Source organism: Amycolatopsis roodepoortensis (assembly GCF_014873915.1).
GTDB lineage: Bacteria > Actinomycetota > Actinomycetes > Mycobacteriales > Pseudonocardiaceae > Amycolatopsis > Amycolatopsis roodepoortensis.
The window spans coordinates 704,639-722,227 of record NZ_JADBEJ010000004.1; the positions used below are offsets into that span (position 1 = coordinate 704,639).

Genomic DNA, 17,589 nt, shown 5'->3' on the forward strand with positions numbered 1-17,589 from the left:
TCACTCGAACACGCTACCGCGTCAGGGGGATACGGCGGCCAACGGTCCTGCTGTCACCAGGACCCGCTTCGTGTGTCGTCCGTCCAATCACGTGTGTCGTCCGCCTGATCACGCGTGTCGTCCGTCCGATCACGCGTGACGGCTAGGCGAGCGACTCCGCGGGCACGCCCAGCACCTCCGCGACGGCGGCCCGGCTGACCGCGCCCTCCCGCAGGATGACCGGGTCGTCGCCGGTGAGGTCGACCATCGTGGACGGGACGGGTTCGCCGGTGGATCCGCCGTCGAGGTACACCGCGACGCTGTCGCCGAGCTGGTCGACGGCCTCCTGCGCGGTGGAGGCGGGCGGCTGCCCGGAGACGTTGGCGCTGGAGACCGCCATCGGGCCGACGTCACGCAGCAGTTCCAGCGCGACCGGGTGCAGCGGCATCCGCAGCATCACCGTTCCGCGTGACTGGCCCAGATCCCACTGCAGGCTCGGCGCGTGTGGCAGGACGATGGAGAGGTCGCCGGGCCAGAACGCCTCCATGAGCGCGCGGGCCTGCGGCGGCGTGCCGAGCACGAGTCCGTCCACAGTGGACCAGGAACCGACCAGGACGCCGACCGGCATGTCCGGGCCGCGGTTCTTCGCGCGGAGCAGGGACTGGACGGCGCCGCTGTCGAAGGCGTCCGCGCCGATGCCGTAGACCGTGTCGGTCGGGAGGACGACGAGACGGCTCGAGCGCACGGCGCTCGCCGCCGCGGCGAGCCCGTCGGCCCGGGATTCATGCTTGCTGCAGTCGTAAACCGCGCTCATGGCCCCTGAGGGTAGCCCTGTCCCTTTCCTCGTGAGTGGCAAGGACGGTTCTAACCGTCCTTGCCACTCACGAGGTGGGCTGGATCAGAAGGCGAAAGCGGTACAGAACGCCGTCGCCGTCTTCGCCGGATCCGCGATCGACGTCGCGGTCAGCTTGATATGCGCGACGTGGTCACCGCCCGCGGCGCGTTTGGCGTGCGCCGTCGCCGAGGACCGCTTGCCGAACGGGACGGTGGACAGCTCGTTCGGCAGCCGCACCTCCCAGCCCTTCGCGTTGGTGGACGCGCTCAGGCGGTAGGTGTCGGTGTCGAAGGGCGCCACGGCGCCCTTCGCGTCGCCGGTGTTGAGCACCGGGAACGAGCAGCTCGCCAGGCCCTGCTTGGCGAACGCCGGGGCCGACGGCCACAGCGAAACGCCCCTGGCCCGCGAGCCCACTCCGTCGAGCGAAGCCACCGTGACGACGTAGGACAGCACGCCCTTGCGGTCGCGCTCGACGTCCGAGACGAGGAACTTCAGCCTGTTCGCCTCGTCGGTGTACTCGTACTTGCTCGCGGAACCGGTGCCCGCCTTGAACGCCGCGTCGTTGAGCTGGCGGTAGTCGCCGATCGTGATCGGCACCGGAGTGCCGTCCGGCTTCTTGTAGTCGGTCATGCCGATGTCGGCCGGATTCGCGTCGACGATCCATTCGAACGGCGCGTTGTCCTGGTTCTTCGTCTTCGCGATGATGACACCGGAATCGGGGGCGAAGGAATCGCTGCCCATCCGGTCGACGACCTCGACGGTGTAATTGTGGTATCCGCCGCCGTCGCAGAACGGATCCTTGGACCGGTCGCATTTCGGCGAAAGGTCCCCGCCGGTCAGCGCGATGTTCATGCCGCTGTAGGCGCCCCGTCCGGGAAGGACCGAACGCGCCGTGATCCTCGCCGAAACCGGACCGGTCGTGGCGAGGGAGTTCCGGTCGAGTTTGAGAACGTCCTCCTGGTCGATGATGTCGAGCTTCATCTTGGTGCGCAGCATGTGGTGCGACCCCATCGAGCCGCCCTGCGTCGCCGGGATCTGCCAGCGCGTGTGCGGTCCGCCGGGCCCGTTGAAGCTGCCGCGCGACATCATCTCCCACGGACCGGTGTAGGTCCTGGACGGCGGAGTGCCGAACGGGTTGTTGTAATTGTCGCCGATGCCGAGGATATGGCTCAATTCGTGCGCGTAAACCGCCTGGCCCGAGCTTTCGGCCTGGGTCGAGGAACCGGGGACCGCGTTCGGCCAGATACTCGCCGCCGATTTCCACGACGTCCACGGAACGTACCGGGTGGACGCGGCGTTCGGCATTCCGGCGACGCCGGGACCGAATTCGTCTGGCACGTTCCCCGGTTCGCCGAATTTCATCACGCCGAATTCCTGCCAGGTCGCGCTCTCGTCCTGGCCCGCGGAAAGATAGAAGACGAAGTCGAACTGCTTGGCGACGTCACCCACGTCCGCCCGCCAGGCCGCGCCCGCGTCGGCGCGCAGGTCGCGTTTGCAGTTCGCGTCCGGCGGACAGGCGTCGGGCTGGAACTCCATGCCGTATTCGAAGGACTTGCCGGGCAGGCGGTACGGCCCGAACGCGGTCAGGTCGACGCCCATCCGGCCGCCGGAGTCCTCCATCCAGTATTCGTTGATGGTGTGGCCGCGGTTGATCGCCTGCGGTTTGTTCAGGAAGTCCTGGTAGAACTTCGCGACGTCAGCCCGCGGGATGTTGCTGGCGGCGGGGCCGGGGTTGCCGAACACCGTCGAATGCGCCGGTTGCGTGACCGCGAACTCCTGATCGGGGTAGTCCGCGAGCACCACGGCGCCCTTGAACGTCCGTTTCGTCGGCTTCAGCGCGGGGTCGGCCCAGTTCGTGCCGGGCGGTTTGCGGTAGTCGTCCCACGTCATGTGGTCCTGGTTCTCCCAGGTCGACCCGTCGATCGGGGCGGGCCAGCCGTGCACCGGCACCGCGGCGGACGCGGGCTGGGCGACCAGACCCGGCAGCAGCGCGACGGTGGCGAGGACGGCGAGTGTTCTGAGCGGGGTTCGTCGGAGAGACGATCGCATCGGGGTACACCTCCCAGTCGGACCGCCGAGGAGGCGGCCGTGATCGACGTTAGGAGGTGGGCTTTGCCATGGGCACCGCCGGAAGTCGTGAGTCTCGCTAACTATCCCCGCATTTCGGAAGGAAGGGGTCAGGAGACGCGCAGGGCGGTGACGAAACGTGGCCGTCCGGCGAGGTCGAGGTGTCCCTGGACGTCGGTCAGCACCCGTCGCGCCCGCACGAGCGCCGGGACCGCGGAGCCGTGCGTGTCGTCGTGCTCGATCGCCATACCGCCGGTGGGCCGCAGCAGGCGCGCGGCCGCGGCGATCGCGTGCCGGATCACCGCCAGCCCGCTCTCCTCCGCGAACACCGCGCGCGGCGGGTCGTGCTCGGCGACCTCCGTCGGCACAGGCGTGCCTTCGGGAACGTAGGGCGGGTTGCACAGGACCAGGTCGACGAGCCCGTCGAGTTCGGCGAACATCGTGCTGTCCGCGACATCGCCGGAGTACAGGCGGATGGGCGTGTCCCCCGCGTCGGCGTGGACGTCCGCGTTGTGCCGGGCCCACGCGAGCGCCTGCGCGTCGATGTCGACCGCGTAGACGACGGCGTCCGGCCGCGCGTGCTGCACGGCCAGCGCGAGCGCGCCCGATCCCGTGCACAGGTCGACCACGACGGGGTACTCGCGCCCGTGCAGCAATTTGAGGCCCCATTCCAGGAGCAGTTCGGTCTCCGGCCGCGGGACGAACACCCCGGCGCCGACGTTGACCGTGATGTCGCCGAGCGCGGCCCAGCCGGTGAGGTACTGCAGCGGGATCCGCTTGGCCCGCTGGTTCACGAGCTGGCCGATCGCGTCGATGACGGGCGGGTCCACCAGCGGCACCATCGGCAGGCGGCCGCGTTCGACGCCGAGGACATGGGAGGCGATCAGTTCCGCGTCCGAACGCGGTGACGCCACACCGGCCTCGGTGAGGATGCGGGTCGCTTCCATGATGGCGAGGCGCAACGGCTGCCGGTTCACTGGTGTTCCTTCACAGAGTCAAGCCTGACACACGAGGCACGCGTGCCGGGGTCGATACACGCGGGCCCAGGGTATCGATTCCTTTCACCTCACCCGCCACGAGAGCGACGACAACGTCAGCGCCGCTTCGGCCACACGCCGCGCCAGGTCGGTCTGAAGGCTCTTCGTCGCCGAAGCGATCCACTCGTCCACGTTCCGTACACCGACATCGCGGTACTCGACGGCCTGAAGCAACATCTCGAGCTTGTCCGCGTCGCGCGCGTAGAGCGCCTCCGGGCTTTCGGCGGACTCGTACTCGTCGACGGCGTCGCGCACCGAGTCACGTGCCGCATCGGGAAGCGACGACGTCTGCGCGGCGGTGATCGCGCGCGGGTCCGGCTTCTCGACGAAACCCTTGATCGTGTGCGGAAGGTCGCCGGTCCGCGTCTCCTGCGTGTCGTGCCAGAGCGCGAGATACGCCGCCTTCGCCGGGTCGGCGCCACCCTCGGCCGCGAGCAGACCGGCCAGCTGCGCCACCCGCATGGTGTGCTCGGCGACCGATTCGGGATCGCGGACCCCCGCCTGCCACCACCCGGCACGCCGGATCCGCTTGAGCACACCCAGTTCGAACCCGAATCTGGCCAGGGCTTCCACAATTCTCCTACGCGTCGGCGGTGAGATATCCGGCCAGTGTCCCGCGCCGCTGCCGGAGGGTGTCGATGCGGTCGTCCATTTCGGCCAGTTCGCGCCGGATCTCCGCCACCACGGTCGGGCACATGTCCAGCTCGGGCAGTTCACCCGTGGCACACGGAAGCATTTTGGCGATGACCTGCGTGCTCAGCCCGGCCGCGAGGAGGGCGCGGATCTGCCGCACCGTGGTGACCGCGTCCTCGCCGAAGCTGCGGTAGCAGTTGGAGTCGCGCCGCGAGACCAACAGCCCCTGCTCCTCGTAGTAGCGCAGCAGCCGCTGGCTCACGCCGGTCCGCCGGGACAGCTCGCCGATCAGCATGTGACCCCCGTCATCCGAGTTTGACCTTCACATCGATGTCAGTACCTAACGTCGCCGGCATGACGAATCATTTCGCGCACGTCGTCCGCGGTTCCGGTCCCGGCCTGCTGCTCGCCCACGGCGGTGGCGGCAGCGTCGAGGGCAACTTCGGGAGCATCATCGACGACCTCGCCCGCACCCACACCGTCGTCGGCCCCGACTACCCCGGCTCCGGGGCCACGCCGCGCAGCACCGAACCGCTGGACCTCGACGCCGTCGCGGACGAACTGGTCTCCATCGCCGTCGACGCCGGCCTCGAACGCTTCGCGATCCTCGGCTACTCGCTCGGCACCGGAGTCGCCGTCCGCGCCGCGACGCGGCACCCCGGCCGGGTCACCGGGCTCATCCTGACCGCCGGGTTCACGAAACCGGACAACCGGCTGCTGCTGGCCGTCGACATCTGGCGCGAACTGCTGGGCGGAGACCGGAAGCTGCTGGCGAAGTTCCTCACTTTCGCCGCCACCGGCGAGAAGCACCTGAACGCGATGACGCCCTCGGAGCTCGAAGCCGCCATCGACGGGCTCGCCGGATTCATCCCCGAGGGCAGCCCCGAACACGTGGGCCTGGTCGCGAGCGTCGACACCCGCGCCGAACTGGCCGGGATCTCGGTCCCCACCCTCGTCGTCGCCACGACGCTGGACGGCCTCGCCCCGCCCGTCCACTCCCGCGAACTCGCGGCCGGGATCCCCGGCGCCGAACTGGTCGAGATCGAGGCCGGGCACGGTATCGGCGCCGAGGCCCGCGACGAATGGCTCAGCGTGATCCAGAAGTTCCTCGCCGTGAGGATCTAGAGGTCCACCAGGCGCCGCCTAGCACACAGAGGGTGCCGAGTCGATCACTTCGACCGATATTCTATGGTGGCCCGGATGAGGTATCGGGAGATCGGGCTGCCCTTCGGCGTGTTTTCAGCCGCGCTGGGCGTGCTGCTCGTCCGTTTCCTCGTCCCGCGCCCCATCGGCATGGCGGACAACGGCGACGGCTGGCGCATCCTGTGCCGGCTCGGCGCCCGCGAGCTCGACCGGCCCTCCGAATACTTCGTCCGCTTCTCGTACGGCCCCGCCCCGGCCTGCGACAGCGCGTACATCTCCAGCCAGACCTGGATCGACAAGATCGCCAGCGAGATCGGGCAGTGGCTCGGCTCGTCGGCGATCCTGAACCTGCTGGTGCTGGGCGTACTGGGCTGCCTGCTGGTCGCGGGCGGGATCGCCGCGGTCGTGGCGGGCCTGCGCCTTTCGGTCCGGAACAGCGTCATCGCCACGGTCGCGCTGCTGCTGGTCGTGGCGGACTCGGCCTTCTTCGGTTACTTCGCCTCGGTGCTGAGCGAGGGCGCCGCCTTCCTCGGGATGCTCCTGCTCGCCGGCGGGCTCCTGCTCATGCACCGCACCGGGCCGTGGCGCTACGCCGGCGCCGCCGTCACCGTGCTCGGCGCGATGATCGGGATCAACGCGAAGTCGCAGACGCTGCTGCTGATCCCGCTGTTCGCGCTCGCGATGCTGTTCGTCCGGCCGGAGGGCAGCCGCGGCCTCGCCCGGTGGGCCCTGCCGCTGGCCGTGCTGGCCGTCGTCGGCACGGGCACCGCGCTGATGCAGAGCACGGGCGACCCGGCGAACGCGGAATACCGCGAGATCAACACGTACCACGTCGTGTTCAACGGGATCGTGGACGGGAAACACGACACCGCCGGCGACCTCGCCGCGCTGGGTCTCCCGCCGGAGTTCGCGGCGTACGTCGGCACGGGCTGGTGGAGCGCCAACGGGGCGTGGTCGTCCCCCGACTACCCGAAGTACCGGGACAAGATCAGCCGCCGCAACATCGCCCAGTACTACCTCGAACACCCGGTCCGCGTGGTCCAGATGCTGCACCGCTCCGCGCAGGAGACGCTGACGGCCCGCGTGCCGAACCTCGGCAGCTTCGGCGAGCACGCCGGGCAGCCGCCGCTGGCCAAGGAGTACCGGGTCCCCGTCCTGTCCGGGATCACCGGCTGGATCGCGCCGCTGGGCTTGTTCGCCTTGCTGCCGATCTGGCTGCTCATCGGCTGGGCGGGGCTCCGCGCCTTCCGCAAGCGCGTCGGGCGGCGCGACGTGGGTCTCGTGGTGCTCACGTTCCTGTTGTTCGCGATGGGCCAGTTCCTGGTCGCCGGCCTCGCGGAAGGGATCGAGAACATCAAGCACCAGCAGCTGACGATCTTCCCGACCCTCCTCGCCGGCGCTTTCGCCGCGCTTTCGTTCCTTCCGCGCCGAAACGGCGAATCGGAACCCGAAAAGCAGCCCGAAACCAAGGAACCGGCGACCGCGGTCTCCTGAATCCGCGATATCCGGACAATCGCGGGCGGGTGACCGATCGTGTCCCGCTCACCGGCATCGGCACCCCGGTAAGGCCAGGTCGTGCCATCCCTGTAGTAATTCAGTCATGACCGACATGATCACGGCGGGCCCCACCAGGGTGCCCGCGGCATCGAGCGAGCGAAGAACCGGTCGCGAGCGGATCCTCGGCTGGCTCGCCGGCGACTACGGCAAGGTCCTCCTGGTCGTCCTGGCCTGGAACGTCGCGCTGACCGCGGTGGCGTGGCTGTTCGGCCCGTCCACTCCGTCGAGCGAGGGCATTCCCAAGACCGGCATCGGTTCGACATGGAGCCTGCTCTCCCACACCTACCGCTGGGACGCCGGCAACTACGGCGAAATCGCCGAACACGCCTACACGGGCAGTTACGTACCGGTACGAGCGTTCTATCCGGTCTTCCCGATCTGCGTGTGGCTGGTCAAGACCCTCAGCTTCGGAACCCTCGGCCTGCTCACGGCCGGGTTCATCGTCAACCTGATCGCGACCTGGCTGGCGGGCGTGGCCCTGCTCAAGATCGCCCGGTTCTTCCTCAACTCCCCTCGCTCGCACTGGCTGGTCGTCGCCGCGTTCCTGACCGCGCCCGCCGCCTTCTTCCTGCACTCGTTCTACAGCGAGGCGGTGTTCTGCGCGCTCGGCTTCTGGGCGTATCTGTTCGCGTTACGACGTCAATGGCTGTGGATGGGCCTCTGCCTGATCCCGCTCACCGCGTCGCGGATCACCGCCGCGGTGTTCGTCGGCCTGTGTTTCCTGGAGTTCTGGCGATCCGCGGACTGGAAGCCGCGCGGCCTGCTGTCCTGGCCCATCCTCTGGTTCCCCGCCGCGTACGTCGGCCTCGCCGCACACATGCTCTACATGAAGATCGAGACCGGCAGCGCGATGTCGAGCTTCACCGCGCTCAAGAGCGCGAGCACCTGGTCGTACCACAAGTTCAACCCGAACATCGTCGAGACGACGTTCACGGAACTCAAGATCACCTTCCGCGCGCTGATCGGCGTGAAGCCGATGGACGCGTGGACGCTGCTGAGTCACGCGCTGCCCATGCTCGGCCTGCTCCTGCTCCTGGCGGCCTCGGTCTACTTCTTCGTCGCGCTGCGGTCGAAAGGCCTGCCGCTCGCGCTGTTCGGGCTCGCCTCCTTCGTGATGCTGACGCTCAACAGCAACGTCGTCTCGGTGCACCGGTACCTGCTCCCGTGCCTGGTCATGTACCTCGCGCTGGTGCTGCTGGCCGAACGGCGCCCGAACCTGCGCGGCGTGGTGTACGCGACGATGTACCTCAACTCGCTGATCTGCGGCGCGATCTTCCTCCGTTTCGTCGCCGGTCATTGGTCCGGCTGACCACCCGGAAGAGTCACCTCCGCCCCACCTCCTAGAATCAACCCACCTTGGCCGTGAACCCATTCACCGCCTTCTCCAGAAATCGCAACGGGGGTTTCCAATGCCCGCGGACCACGACAGACGCCGGATCGCGTTCATCTTTCCCATTTACAACGAGGAAGAGAACATCGAACTCCTCCACCGCACGGTGGACGAGACGATGGCGCCGCTCGCCGACAAGTACGACTTCAGTTTCATCTACGTCGACGACGGCAGCCGCGATCGGTCGATGGACCTGCTCACCGCGCTGAGCCGGCGCGACGCCCGGGTCACCGTGATCGAGCTGTCCCGCAACTTCGGCCACCAGATGGCGGTCACCGCCGGGCTCGACCTGGTGGACGCGGACGCCGCGATCATCATGGACAGCGACATGCAGGACCCGCCGCGGGTGGCGCTGGAATTGATCGCGAAATGGGACGAAGGCTTCGACGTCGTCTATGCGCAGCGTCGCTCGCGCCAGGATTCGATGTTCAAGAAGCTCACCGCCGGCGCCTTCTACTGGTTCCTCCGGAAGATGGCCTCCGTCGAGATTCCCCGCAACACCGGCGACTTCCGGCTGATCGACCGCAAGGTCGTCGACGAACTGCGCAAGTACCGCGAACAGGACCGGTTCCTGCGCGGGCTGATCAGCTACATCGGCTTCAAGCAGACGGCCGTCCTGTTCGACCGCGACAAACGGCACGCGGGGGTGACCGGTTATCCCCTGCGCAAGATGCTCCGCTTCGCCGCGGACGGCATCCTCGGTTTCTCCGTCGCGCCGCTGCGGATGATCACCCGGCTCGGCTACCTGATCTCGCTACTCAGCTTCCTCGGCATCCTGTACGTGCTCGGCGTCAAGCTCTTCGCGCCGACGACCGCCGTTCCGGGCTGGGCGTTCATCACCGCCGCGATGTTCTTCCTCGGCGGTATCCAGATCATCATGCTCGGGGTGCTCGGCAGCTACATCGGCCGGACCTATTCACAGGTGCAGAACCGCCCGCTCTACGGCATCGCGTCGGTCCGCTCCGGTTCCCCTGTCGACGCCGGGCAAGTCGCCCGGTGAAGCCGATCAGCGCCACCCAGGTGCGTTTCGGTGTCGTCGGGGTGCTCAACACCGCGGTCGACGCGCTCGGCTATGCCCTGCTGGCGACGCTCGGCGTCCCGATGTTCGTCGCGAACTTCATCTCGACCACGGCGGGCATGCTGCTGAGCTTCACGCTCAACCGGAACTTCACCTTCCGCGCGAAGGACGGCGACATCCGCCGTCAGGCCGTTCTCTTCTTCGCCGTGACGGCCTTCGGCCTGTGGGTCGTCCACGCCGCGGTGATCTTCGCGGTCACCAAGCTCTTCCCCGGGATCAACGTGCTCATCCCGAAACTGGGCGCGATCGCGGTCGGCATGGTGTGGAACTACGTCCTGTACAAGAAGGTCGTCTTCCGGCACGGGGCGACCGAGCCCGCCGCGGTGGTCCAGCCCGGTCCGCCGGCCTGAACCACCGCCGGGCTAGGGCTTTTCCGGAAGCGGCGTGCCCAGGTGCGCCCTGGGTCGACTCCACAGCTGCCGCGTTGTCTCGCGGAGGAGCGCGATGAGGAGTACCAACTGGAGCGCGGCGAGAATGCGGAAGTCGATGCCTTCAGCGCCTCCCTTGGCCCAGAAGAGGAAGGGAACGTAGCTGAACAATGAGGTGAACTGGATCCCCAGCGGCAAGAACCAAAGCCGCCGGGGAAGGTGGAACGCGAGCAGCACGGTGAGGATGTCGGCGAGGTAGAAGTACCGGTCGTGCATCGACGGCAACACGAACGGGACGAGGATCGTCGACACGGCACCGAGCAACAGGATCCTGGTGTCGGTGAGTTCGGCGCGGCTGATGAGGACGAGAAGGCAGCCGATCAAGACGAGGACACCGGCGAAGAGGACACCGGGAGTGCGCATGGCGTCGAGACCTTGTTCGCCCCGGAAGAACTGCCAGATCGACGGTGCTCCCATGGTGAGCTGCGTCCAGACGTCGGTGGCACTGAGGTAGACGGTGAGCAGCTTCTCCGGAGCCGCACCGGCGAGGAAGGCCGGCACGTCCAGCAGCACGTAGACGGCGGGGATCGCGAGCAAACAGCGCCACGGGATTCTTCCGACCAAGACGAGAACCAGCAGAAGCGGGAAGAGGAAGATCGCCTGCAGCTTGAAGGACAACGCGAGGCCGAAGAAGAGGCAAGCCAACCATGGCCGGCGGGTCAGGACGTAGTAGAGCGCTCCGATGGAGAACGCCGTGTAGATCGCGTCACCCTGAGCCCACATCGAGCCGTTCAAGATGACCGTGGGCAGCAAGAACACCGTGATCGCGGCGAACAGCGACGGCCAGGTCCTGCCGAACCGGAGTGCGACGATCCGGTAGGCGAAGAACGCGGTCACCAACTCGAAGGCCACCGAGAACGCCTTGATTCCGGCGAGCGGCGAGATCGGCAGGTAGGTGAGCACGACCATGAAGTAGCGATATGGCGCGTTCAGGTCGGCGAATTCGTAACGCAGAGCGGCGAAGCCACCGTGATCGACGATGAAGTCGTACCACCTGCGGTAGTAGACGATGTAGTCCGAAGTCTGATAGCGGAACAGCGACAGCCGGACACCGAAGGCGATCCCGACGACCAGGACGACAAGGATCACCATGTACACGCGCCGGGCGCGCTCTGAGACCCCGGTCTCGGGGGCGTCAGGCGCGGATGGGCCATCCGTCGAGTCGGCGGGGACGGAAGTACCGCGTTCAGACTGGTGGTCCACAGAGGAAATCGGCATGACGATTCTGTCCTGATTCACTCAAAGGATGGGGCGGCCCGACTGGTGGATCCGAAACACCATCTGCCAAGCGGCAGGAGGCACCACGAATGCTACGCGTGACGGTTCGATGGCCGGCTACCGAGTACCGATCCGGTGAATCGTCAGCCGGCACCCGGCTTCGGGCGGTGACCTGAGCAGTCGCGGATCTAGCGCACCATGTGCTCAAGGTCCTTCAGTCCGGGATCGTGTGTTCAGTGCCGTCGCCGCACGGGATCTGGAGGCGCTGGTCGCCCCGGCGGTCAAGAAGACCGCCCGGCTTACGGCCGCCACCACCTGGCCATTGTGCTTTGGCGAAGACAGTATGGGCACAGCACTCGGCTTGCTTGAAGGCGTGTTCTCTCCGTCTCGAGCCGGTGACGTGGTACGACATCGAGCCCGGCACATTCCGGTCTACTCGGACCCAAGATTGATCAAGAACAGGACTCAGCCGATCATGGAACATTATCGTACGGGCGTCGTTCCATGCGGCACCCGTCCCGCGTAGGCTGAAAGCCACTTGTACGCGCCGAAGGGCTCACGAAATAGTCATGGATCTCCGGGAAACGGCAGTCGTCACGCGGATATCCGCGAACATCGAAACCGAGGACTTCGCCGCGGCCGCCACGCTGGGCGAACGTCTCATCGGCGAGTTCGACGCCACCGAGCTGGAGATCTGCCGCGCCGACCCCGAAGGCGGCTGGAAGGGATACCTGGTCTCGGTCGGCTATCGCACACCTCCGGCCGATGGCGAGGAACCCGCCGAAACGCTGCACCGGGCCGCGGTACCCGCGCTTTTCCACTTCGGCCTGAATGCGCAATTATTCGAAATCCACGGCACGCCGGAGACCGGCCAATACGGAAGCTACGACGCTTACGACACCCAGGCGGACGGATTCACGCTCTATTCGCTGATGGCGTCCGTCGGCGGCACCGACCCGCGTGAACCCGCGCATGTCCCCCGGCACGATTTCTCCCCGCGCGCGGAAACCGATGTCATTTCGCGGGTACATCTCTATGTCCCCACCGGTGACCTGCGGCTGGCCGTGGACCTGTGCGGCCGTCCCGCGGCCGACCTTTCGGCGTCGCTGGTCCGGATCAGCACGGACGCGGGCCCTTGCGAAGCCGTGTTGTTGTCGGCTCTTCCCGCTCTGGCAGGGGAAAGCGGCGACGAGGCACTCAGCCGGGTCACGAACGAGGTGAACGCCCAGCTGTCCCAGGTGAACATGTCCGTCCGAGCCGTCCACACCGGACTGGAGGACGATCCGTTCCACACCGAGCCCGGCTGACGTTCCCCAGAGGACAGCGTCGCGGTCGCGCGGATCAGCCCGCGTGGGCGGCCAGCCGCTCTTCGCGGTCCGCGGTGATGAGCGCGTCCAGCACGCCGTCGAGGTCGCCGTCGAGGACCTGGTCCAGGTTGTACGCCTTGTAGTTCACCCGGTGGTCGGCGATGCGGTTCTCGGCGAAGTTGTAGGTGCGGACCCGCTCGGAGCGGTCGACGGTGCGGACCTGCGAGCGGCGAGCATCCGACGCCTTCGCGGCGGCCTCCTCCTCGGCGATCGCCTGGAGGCGGGCCTGCAGCACCTGCAGGGCGCGGGCACGGTTCTGGATCTGCGACTTCTCGTTCTGGCACGAGACGACCACGCCGGTCGGGATATGCGTGATCCGCACCGCCGAGTCGGTCGTGTTGACGCTCTGGCCGCCGGGGCCGGACGAGCGGTAGACGTCGATCCGCAGGTCGTTCGGGTCGATCTCGACCTCGACGTCCTCGGGTTCGGGGTAGATGAGCACGCCGGAGGCGGAGGTGTGGATGCGGCCCTGAGATTCGGTGGCGGGCACGCGCTGCACGCGGTGCACCCCGCCCTCGAACTTCAGCCGCGCCCAGACGCCGTCGGCCTCGGCGGACCGGCTCTTGATGGACACGGTGACGTCCTTGAAGCCGCCGAGGTCCGAGTCGACCGAGTCGAGCACCTCGGCCTTCCAGCCGTGACGCTCGGCGTAGCGCAGGTACATGCGCAGCAGGTCGCCGGCGAACAGCGCCGACTCCTCGCCGCCTTCACCCGACTTGATCTCCATGACCACGTCGGAACCGTCGTACGGGTCGCGCGGCAGGAGCAGTTCGGTGAGCTTGGCTTCGAGCACCGGGATCTTGGCGGAGATCTCTTCGGCTTCGGCCGCGAAGGCCGAGTCTTCCGCCGCCAGCTCCTTCGCCGTTTCGAAGTCGTCACGGGCGGTGTCGAGCTCGCGGACCGTCTTGACGACGGGGCTCAGCTCCGCGTACCGGCGGCCGAGCTTGCGAGCGCGCGCCTGGTCGGCGTGCACGGACGGGTCGGCCAGCTGCTCTTCCAGCTGGGCGTGCTCTTCGAGCAGACCCTTCAGCGAACTCGAATCCACCACTCCACCTCTCAACGACCGGACGAAACCAAGGCTGTAACACCAAAGAAAACGGCGCCTACCCGGACATGCGGGTAGGCGCCGTCGTTCAAGCTACTTGGCGTCTTCGGCCTTCTTGCGCTTGCCGTAGCGAGCCTCGAAGCGCGCGACGCGGCCGCCGGTGTCCATGAGCTTCTGCTTGCCGGTGTAGAACGGGTGGCAGTTCGAGCAGATCTCGACGTGGAGGTTGCCGGAGGTCTTGGTGCTGCGCGTGGTGAATTCGTTGCCACAGTCACAGTTCACGTGCGTGACGACGTACTCGGGGTGAATACCGCTCTTCATGGTGTCCTCTCTCGTTGGCCCCGGGTCCCCGTGCGGGGTGAACCGGTGCCGGACTTCAGCGGATGATTTTGCCAGATGTGCTGGCAGTGGCGTCAACGCACCCCTCCCCCGGCGTATTCCATTACGTTGAGTTATCAACTATCGACACCTGGTTGTACGAAATTTGTACTTGATCACGCGATGCTCCTTCTGTTGGTGATTCCTCAACAGGAGGTACTGATCATGCGCACCATCCTCGCCAAGGTGGCGAAGCCGGCCTCCGTCGCCGCGCTGGCCATCGCGGCCTTCGCCATGGCTCCGGTCGCGGGAGCCGCCCCGGCCGCCCCCGAAGCGGGCGCCACCATCACCGCCGCCGACATCAACCCGACCGCGGGGACGTTCACCACCGTGTCCGACGGCGACCTGGCCATCCAGGGCGCCGGCGACGGCACGCCCGCCGGAGCGGTCCAGTGGTTCAAGAACCGCATGGGTTCCACCGCGTACCAGGGCCTCTGCGAGAAGGCGGTCGAGAACGCGTACGGGACCACCGGCGTCTGGGCCTCGGCCAACGCGCACTGGAACGGCGCGAGCCCGAAGCACACGACCGGGACGCCGCCGAAGGGCTCCTTCGTGTACTGGAACATCAGCCAGTGGGGCCACGTCGGCATCGCCGACGGCTCCGGCGGGATCTACGCCACCAGCATCGGCGGCAAGATCGGCCACGCGTCGAGCGTGCACTACTTCAACAACTACCGCGGCTGGACTCCCGCGGCGGTTCCGCACCGCTGAGCCCTCGGGTCGCGTGAAGGCCCCCTTCCCTTCGCTGAGCCGAGGGAAGGGGGCCTTCACGCGCTATCCAGCTGCGCAAGAGCGGAAGTGCCACACGATGATCGAGTCGCCGGAGAGTATGCCCCGCAGCGTCTCGACGTTGCCGTTGCAGATCCGGCGACGGGTGACGCAGCGCACCACGGTCCGGCGCACCAGCCGGCTCAGCGAAACCCAGCGCGGATAGTCCAGCGCCACGATCAGTTCGGCGCGAGGCAACGCGATGTCACGCCATTTGGCGAACATCCCGTCGATGATCCAGCGCTCCCCCGCGACCAGCGCGCCGATCCGGCGTCGTTGCTCGTCGTCGGGAACCGGCACCCAACCCGGCTGCCAGGCGAGATCGTCGTCGACCGAATGGCACGGCAGCCCGGTCCGCTCGGCCAACTTTCGCGCCAGCGTCGACTTGCCCGAACCGGTGACCCCGTACACGACGACCCGGCCCGGCACAGGCGGGGCACTCACGAGGCCCGCCCGAAGTACGTGAAGGCCCCCTTCACTGCGCCTAGCGCAGTGAAGGGGGCCTTCACGTACAGAGCGAGACTCAGTCGTCGTCGTTCGAGCCGAGGGCCGTCTTCGAGACCTGCATGAGGAACTCGATGTTGGTCTTCGTCTTGCGCAGACGCGAGATCAGCAGGTCGATGGCCTGCTGCGAGTCCAGCGCGTGCAGCACCCGGTGCAGCTTGTGGGTGACCGCGAGCTCGTCCGGCGAAAGCAGCAGGTCTTCCTTGCGGGTACCGGACGGGTTGATGTCCACCGCGGGGAACACGCGCCGCTCGGCGATCTTCCGGTCGAGCTTGAGGTCCGCGTTCGCGGTGCCCTTGAACTCTTCGAAGATGACCGTGTCACCGGTGGACCCGGTTTCGACCATCGTCGTGGCGAAGATCGTCAGCGAACCGCCGTTCTCGATGTTGCGCGCCGCGCCGAGGAACCGCTTCGGCGGGAACAGCGCCGTCGAGTCGACACCACCGGAGAGGATCCGGCCGGACGCCGGGGCCGCGAGGTTGTACGCGCGGCCCAGACGGGTGATCGAGTCGAGCAGCACGACGACGTCGTGGCCCATCTCGACCAGGCGCTTCGCCCGCTCGATGGCCAGCTCCGCGACCGAGGTGTGGTCGGACGGCGGGCGGTCGAAGGTGGAGGCGATGACCTCACCCTTCACCGACCGCTGCATGTCGGTGACCTCTTCCGGACGCTCGTCCACGAGCACGACCATCAGGTGGCACTCGGGGTTGTTCGTCGAGATCGCGTTCGCGATGTCCTGCATGATCGTCGTCTTGCCGGCCTTCGGCGGCGACACGATCAGGGCACGCTGCCCCTTGCCGACCGGCATCACCAGGTCGATGACGCGGGTGGTGAGCTTGTGCGGCTCGGTCTCGAGGCGCAGTCGCTCGTTCGGGTACAGCGGCGTCAGCTTGGTGAACTCCGGACGACGCTTCGACTCGTCCGGCTCCAGGCCGTTGATCGAGTCGACGCGCACCAGCGGGTTGAACTTCTGCCGCTGCTGCTCGCCGTCACGCGGCTGGCGCACGACACCGGTGATGGCGTCACCGCGGCGCAGGCCGTACTTGCGGACCAGCGAAAGCGAGACGTACACGTCGTTCGGCCCGGCGAGGTAGCCCGAGGTGCGCACGAACGCGTAGTTGTCGAGCACGTCCAGGATGCCCGCGACGGGCAGCAGGACGTCGTCCTCGCGGATCTCGGTGTCGGGCGAACCGCCCTGTTCGCGGCCACCGCCGGAACCACGGCGGCGACGGTCGCGGAAGCGACGGCCGCGACGGCCGCCTTCCTCGTCGTCGTCACCCTGCGGGCCCTGGCCCTGCCGCTGGCTGTTGTCCTGGCCGCCGCCCTGCTGGTTGCGCTGGCGGTTGTCCTGGCCACGGCCGTCGCGGTTGCCCTGACGGTTGCCGCCCTCGCCGCGGTCACCACGGTCACGCTGGTCACCACGCTCGCCGCGCTCGCGCTGTTCACCGCGCTCACGCTGCTGACCGCCCTGCTCGGGCGAGCCCGCGGCACGGTTGGAGCCGCGGCGACGACGGTTGCGGCCGCCCTCTTCCTGCTGCGGCTGGCCGTCCTGCTGGGCCCCGTTCTCCTGCTGCGCGGGCCGCTCGGCGGCGGGCGCGGAGCCGTTCTCCGAAGACCTCTCAGCCTTTTCGGTCTTCTCGGCCTTCTCGGCCTTCTCGGCGCGAGGAGCCTCGGCCGGAGCCGTTTCGGCCTTCGGGGCCTCCTGCTTCGGGGCCTCCTGCTTGGGCGCTTCGGCCTTGGGGGCCTTACGCGGAGCGTCGATCCCCTCGAGCGGAAGCGTTTCGCTCGCCGCGGCGGGGGTCTTGCGCTTGGTCTTGCCCTGGCGCTCGCGGATGGCCGCGATCAGATCGCCCTTGCGCATACCCGTGGTCTCGCCGATGCCGAGGTCCCCAGCGATCGAGCGCAGCTCGGCGACGGTCTTGCCGGTCAATCCGCCGACCGTGCGCTTGGGAGCGACGGCGCCGTTCGACTCGGCGGCGCCACCTTCGACGTCGCTCAAAAGATCGGTGTTGCTCACAAATGTCCTTCCTGACCGATCCACGCCTCCAGGTGGATCAGCGGACCGCCGCTCGCGTCCGATTGCGAAACGGCGTAATTGGCCCCCGATACGGGCGATCAGCTCCTCGGCCGTGTCGAACACAGCTAGAAGGCCTCCAGCACAG

General features: G+C 67.6%; 17 protein-coding genes. 7 read left to right on the plus strand and 10 right to left on the minus strand.

The window, feature by feature from the left end:
• Positions 1-142: 142 nt before the first annotated feature.
• From H4W30_RS14000 to H4W30_RS14020, 5 genes are all read right to left on the minus strand, one after another.
• Positions 143-793 carry an L-threonylcarbamoyladenylate synthase gene (locus tag H4W30_RS14000; RefSeq protein WP_192743229.1) on the minus strand — a complete coding sequence of 217 codons (651 nt, stop codon included), beginning with the start codon at positions 791-793 and terminating at the stop codon, positions 143-145.
• Positions 794-877: 84 nt separating this feature from the next.
• Positions 878-2,863, minus strand: a complete 1,986-nt coding sequence (locus H4W30_RS14005; protein ID WP_192743230.1) for a M6 family metalloprotease domain-containing protein — start codon at positions 2,861-2,863, stop codon at positions 878-880.
• A 128-nt stretch (positions 2,864-2,991) separates the two neighbouring features.
• Entirely contained in the window at positions 2,992-3,858 is an 867-nt protein-coding gene (prmC, locus tag H4W30_RS14010) for a peptide chain release factor N(5)-glutamine methyltransferase (RefSeq protein WP_034308966.1), read from the minus strand.
• 84 nt (positions 3,859-3,942) lie between these two features.
• Positions 3,943-4,491, minus strand: coding sequence for an HD domain-containing protein (locus H4W30_RS14015; protein WP_126732645.1), 549 nt, complete (start codon positions 4,489-4,491; stop codon positions 3,943-3,945).
• A gap of 7 nt (positions 4,492-4,498) precedes the next feature.
• Positions 4,499-4,846, minus strand: a complete 348-nt coding sequence (locus H4W30_RS14020; protein WP_126732644.1) for a MerR family transcriptional regulator — start codon at positions 4,844-4,846, stop codon at positions 4,499-4,501.
• 59 nt (positions 4,847-4,905) lie between these two features.
• Between H4W30_RS14020 and H4W30_RS14025 the strand changes: the two genes are divergently transcribed.
• The 5 genes from H4W30_RS14025 to H4W30_RS14045 all read left to right on the plus strand — a co-directional run bounded on the left by H4W30_RS14025 (position 4,906) and on the right by H4W30_RS14045 (position 10,069).
• Complete coding sequence (locus H4W30_RS14025) at positions 4,906-5,676, plus strand: alpha/beta fold hydrolase (protein WP_192743231.1); 771 nt, start codon at positions 4,906-4,908, stop codon at positions 5,674-5,676.
• A gap of 75 nt (positions 5,677-5,751) precedes the next feature.
• Entirely contained in the window at positions 5,752-7,188 is a 1,437-nt protein-coding gene (wsfD, locus tag H4W30_RS14030; protein ID WP_192743232.1) for a glycan biosynthesis hexose transferase WsfD, read from the plus strand.
• A gap of 106 nt (positions 7,189-7,294) precedes the next feature.
• The gene (locus tag H4W30_RS14035) at positions 7,295-8,560 is read left to right on the plus strand and encodes a mannosyltransferase family protein (protein ID WP_192743233.1); all 1,266 of its coding nucleotides are present in this window, start codon (positions 7,295-7,297) and stop codon (positions 8,558-8,560) included.
• A gap of 100 nt (positions 8,561-8,660) precedes the next feature.
• Positions 8,661-9,641: a glycosyltransferase family 2 protein gene (locus H4W30_RS14040; protein ID WP_192743234.1), complete on the plus strand. Its 981-nt coding sequence runs from the start codon at positions 8,661-8,663 to the stop codon at positions 9,639-9,641.
• Complete coding sequence (locus tag H4W30_RS14045; protein WP_192743235.1) at positions 9,638-10,069, plus strand: GtrA family protein; 432 nt, start codon at positions 9,638-9,640, stop codon at positions 10,067-10,069. Before H4W30_RS14040 ends, H4W30_RS14045 begins: the two co-directional genes overlap by 4 nt.
• Before the next feature lie 12 nt (positions 10,070-10,081).
• On the opposite strand, the gene H4W30_RS14050 is transcribed toward H4W30_RS14045, so the two are convergent.
• Entirely contained in the window at positions 10,082-11,239 is a 1,158-nt protein-coding gene (locus tag H4W30_RS14050; protein WP_192743236.1) for a hypothetical protein, read from the minus strand.
• Between the two features lie 695 nt (positions 11,240-11,934).
• Here H4W30_RS14050 and H4W30_RS14055 point away from each other — a divergent pair.
• The gene (locus H4W30_RS14055) at positions 11,935-12,672 is read left to right on the plus strand and encodes a hypothetical protein (RefSeq protein ID WP_192743237.1); all 738 of its coding nucleotides are present in this window, start codon (positions 11,935-11,937) and stop codon (positions 12,670-12,672) included.
• A gap of 34 nt (positions 12,673-12,706) precedes the next feature.
• On the opposite strand, the gene prfA is transcribed toward H4W30_RS14055, so the two are convergent.
• Both prfA and rpmE read right to left on the minus strand, forming a co-directional pair.
• Positions 12,707-13,777, minus strand: a complete 1,071-nt coding sequence (prfA, locus tag H4W30_RS14060) for a peptide chain release factor 1 (RefSeq protein WP_192743238.1) — start codon at positions 13,775-13,777, stop codon at positions 12,707-12,709.
• A 93-nt stretch (positions 13,778-13,870) separates the two neighbouring features.
• Positions 13,871-14,098, minus strand: coding sequence for a 50S ribosomal protein L31 (gene rpmE, locus H4W30_RS14065; RefSeq protein WP_007028345.1), 228 nt, complete (start codon positions 14,096-14,098; stop codon positions 13,871-13,873).
• A gap of 222 nt (positions 14,099-14,320) precedes the next feature.
• On the opposite strand from rpmE, the gene H4W30_RS14070 reads away from it, so the two are divergent.
• On the plus strand, positions 14,321-14,866 hold the full coding sequence (locus H4W30_RS14070) for a CHAP domain-containing protein (RefSeq protein ID WP_192743239.1): 546 nt from the start codon (positions 14,321-14,323) through the stop codon (positions 14,864-14,866).
• A 63-nt stretch (positions 14,867-14,929) separates the two neighbouring features.
• On the opposite strand, the gene H4W30_RS14075 is transcribed toward H4W30_RS14070, so the two are convergent.
• Positions 14,930-15,367, minus strand: coding sequence for an AAA family ATPase (locus H4W30_RS14075; protein WP_318780600.1), 438 nt, complete (start codon positions 15,365-15,367; stop codon positions 14,930-14,932).
• Between the two features lie 79 nt (positions 15,368-15,446).
• Complete coding sequence (rho, locus tag H4W30_RS14080) at positions 15,447-17,444, minus strand: transcription termination factor Rho (RefSeq protein WP_192743240.1); 1,998 nt, start codon at positions 17,442-17,444, stop codon at positions 15,447-15,449.
• Positions 17,445-17,589: the final 145 nt, after the last annotated feature.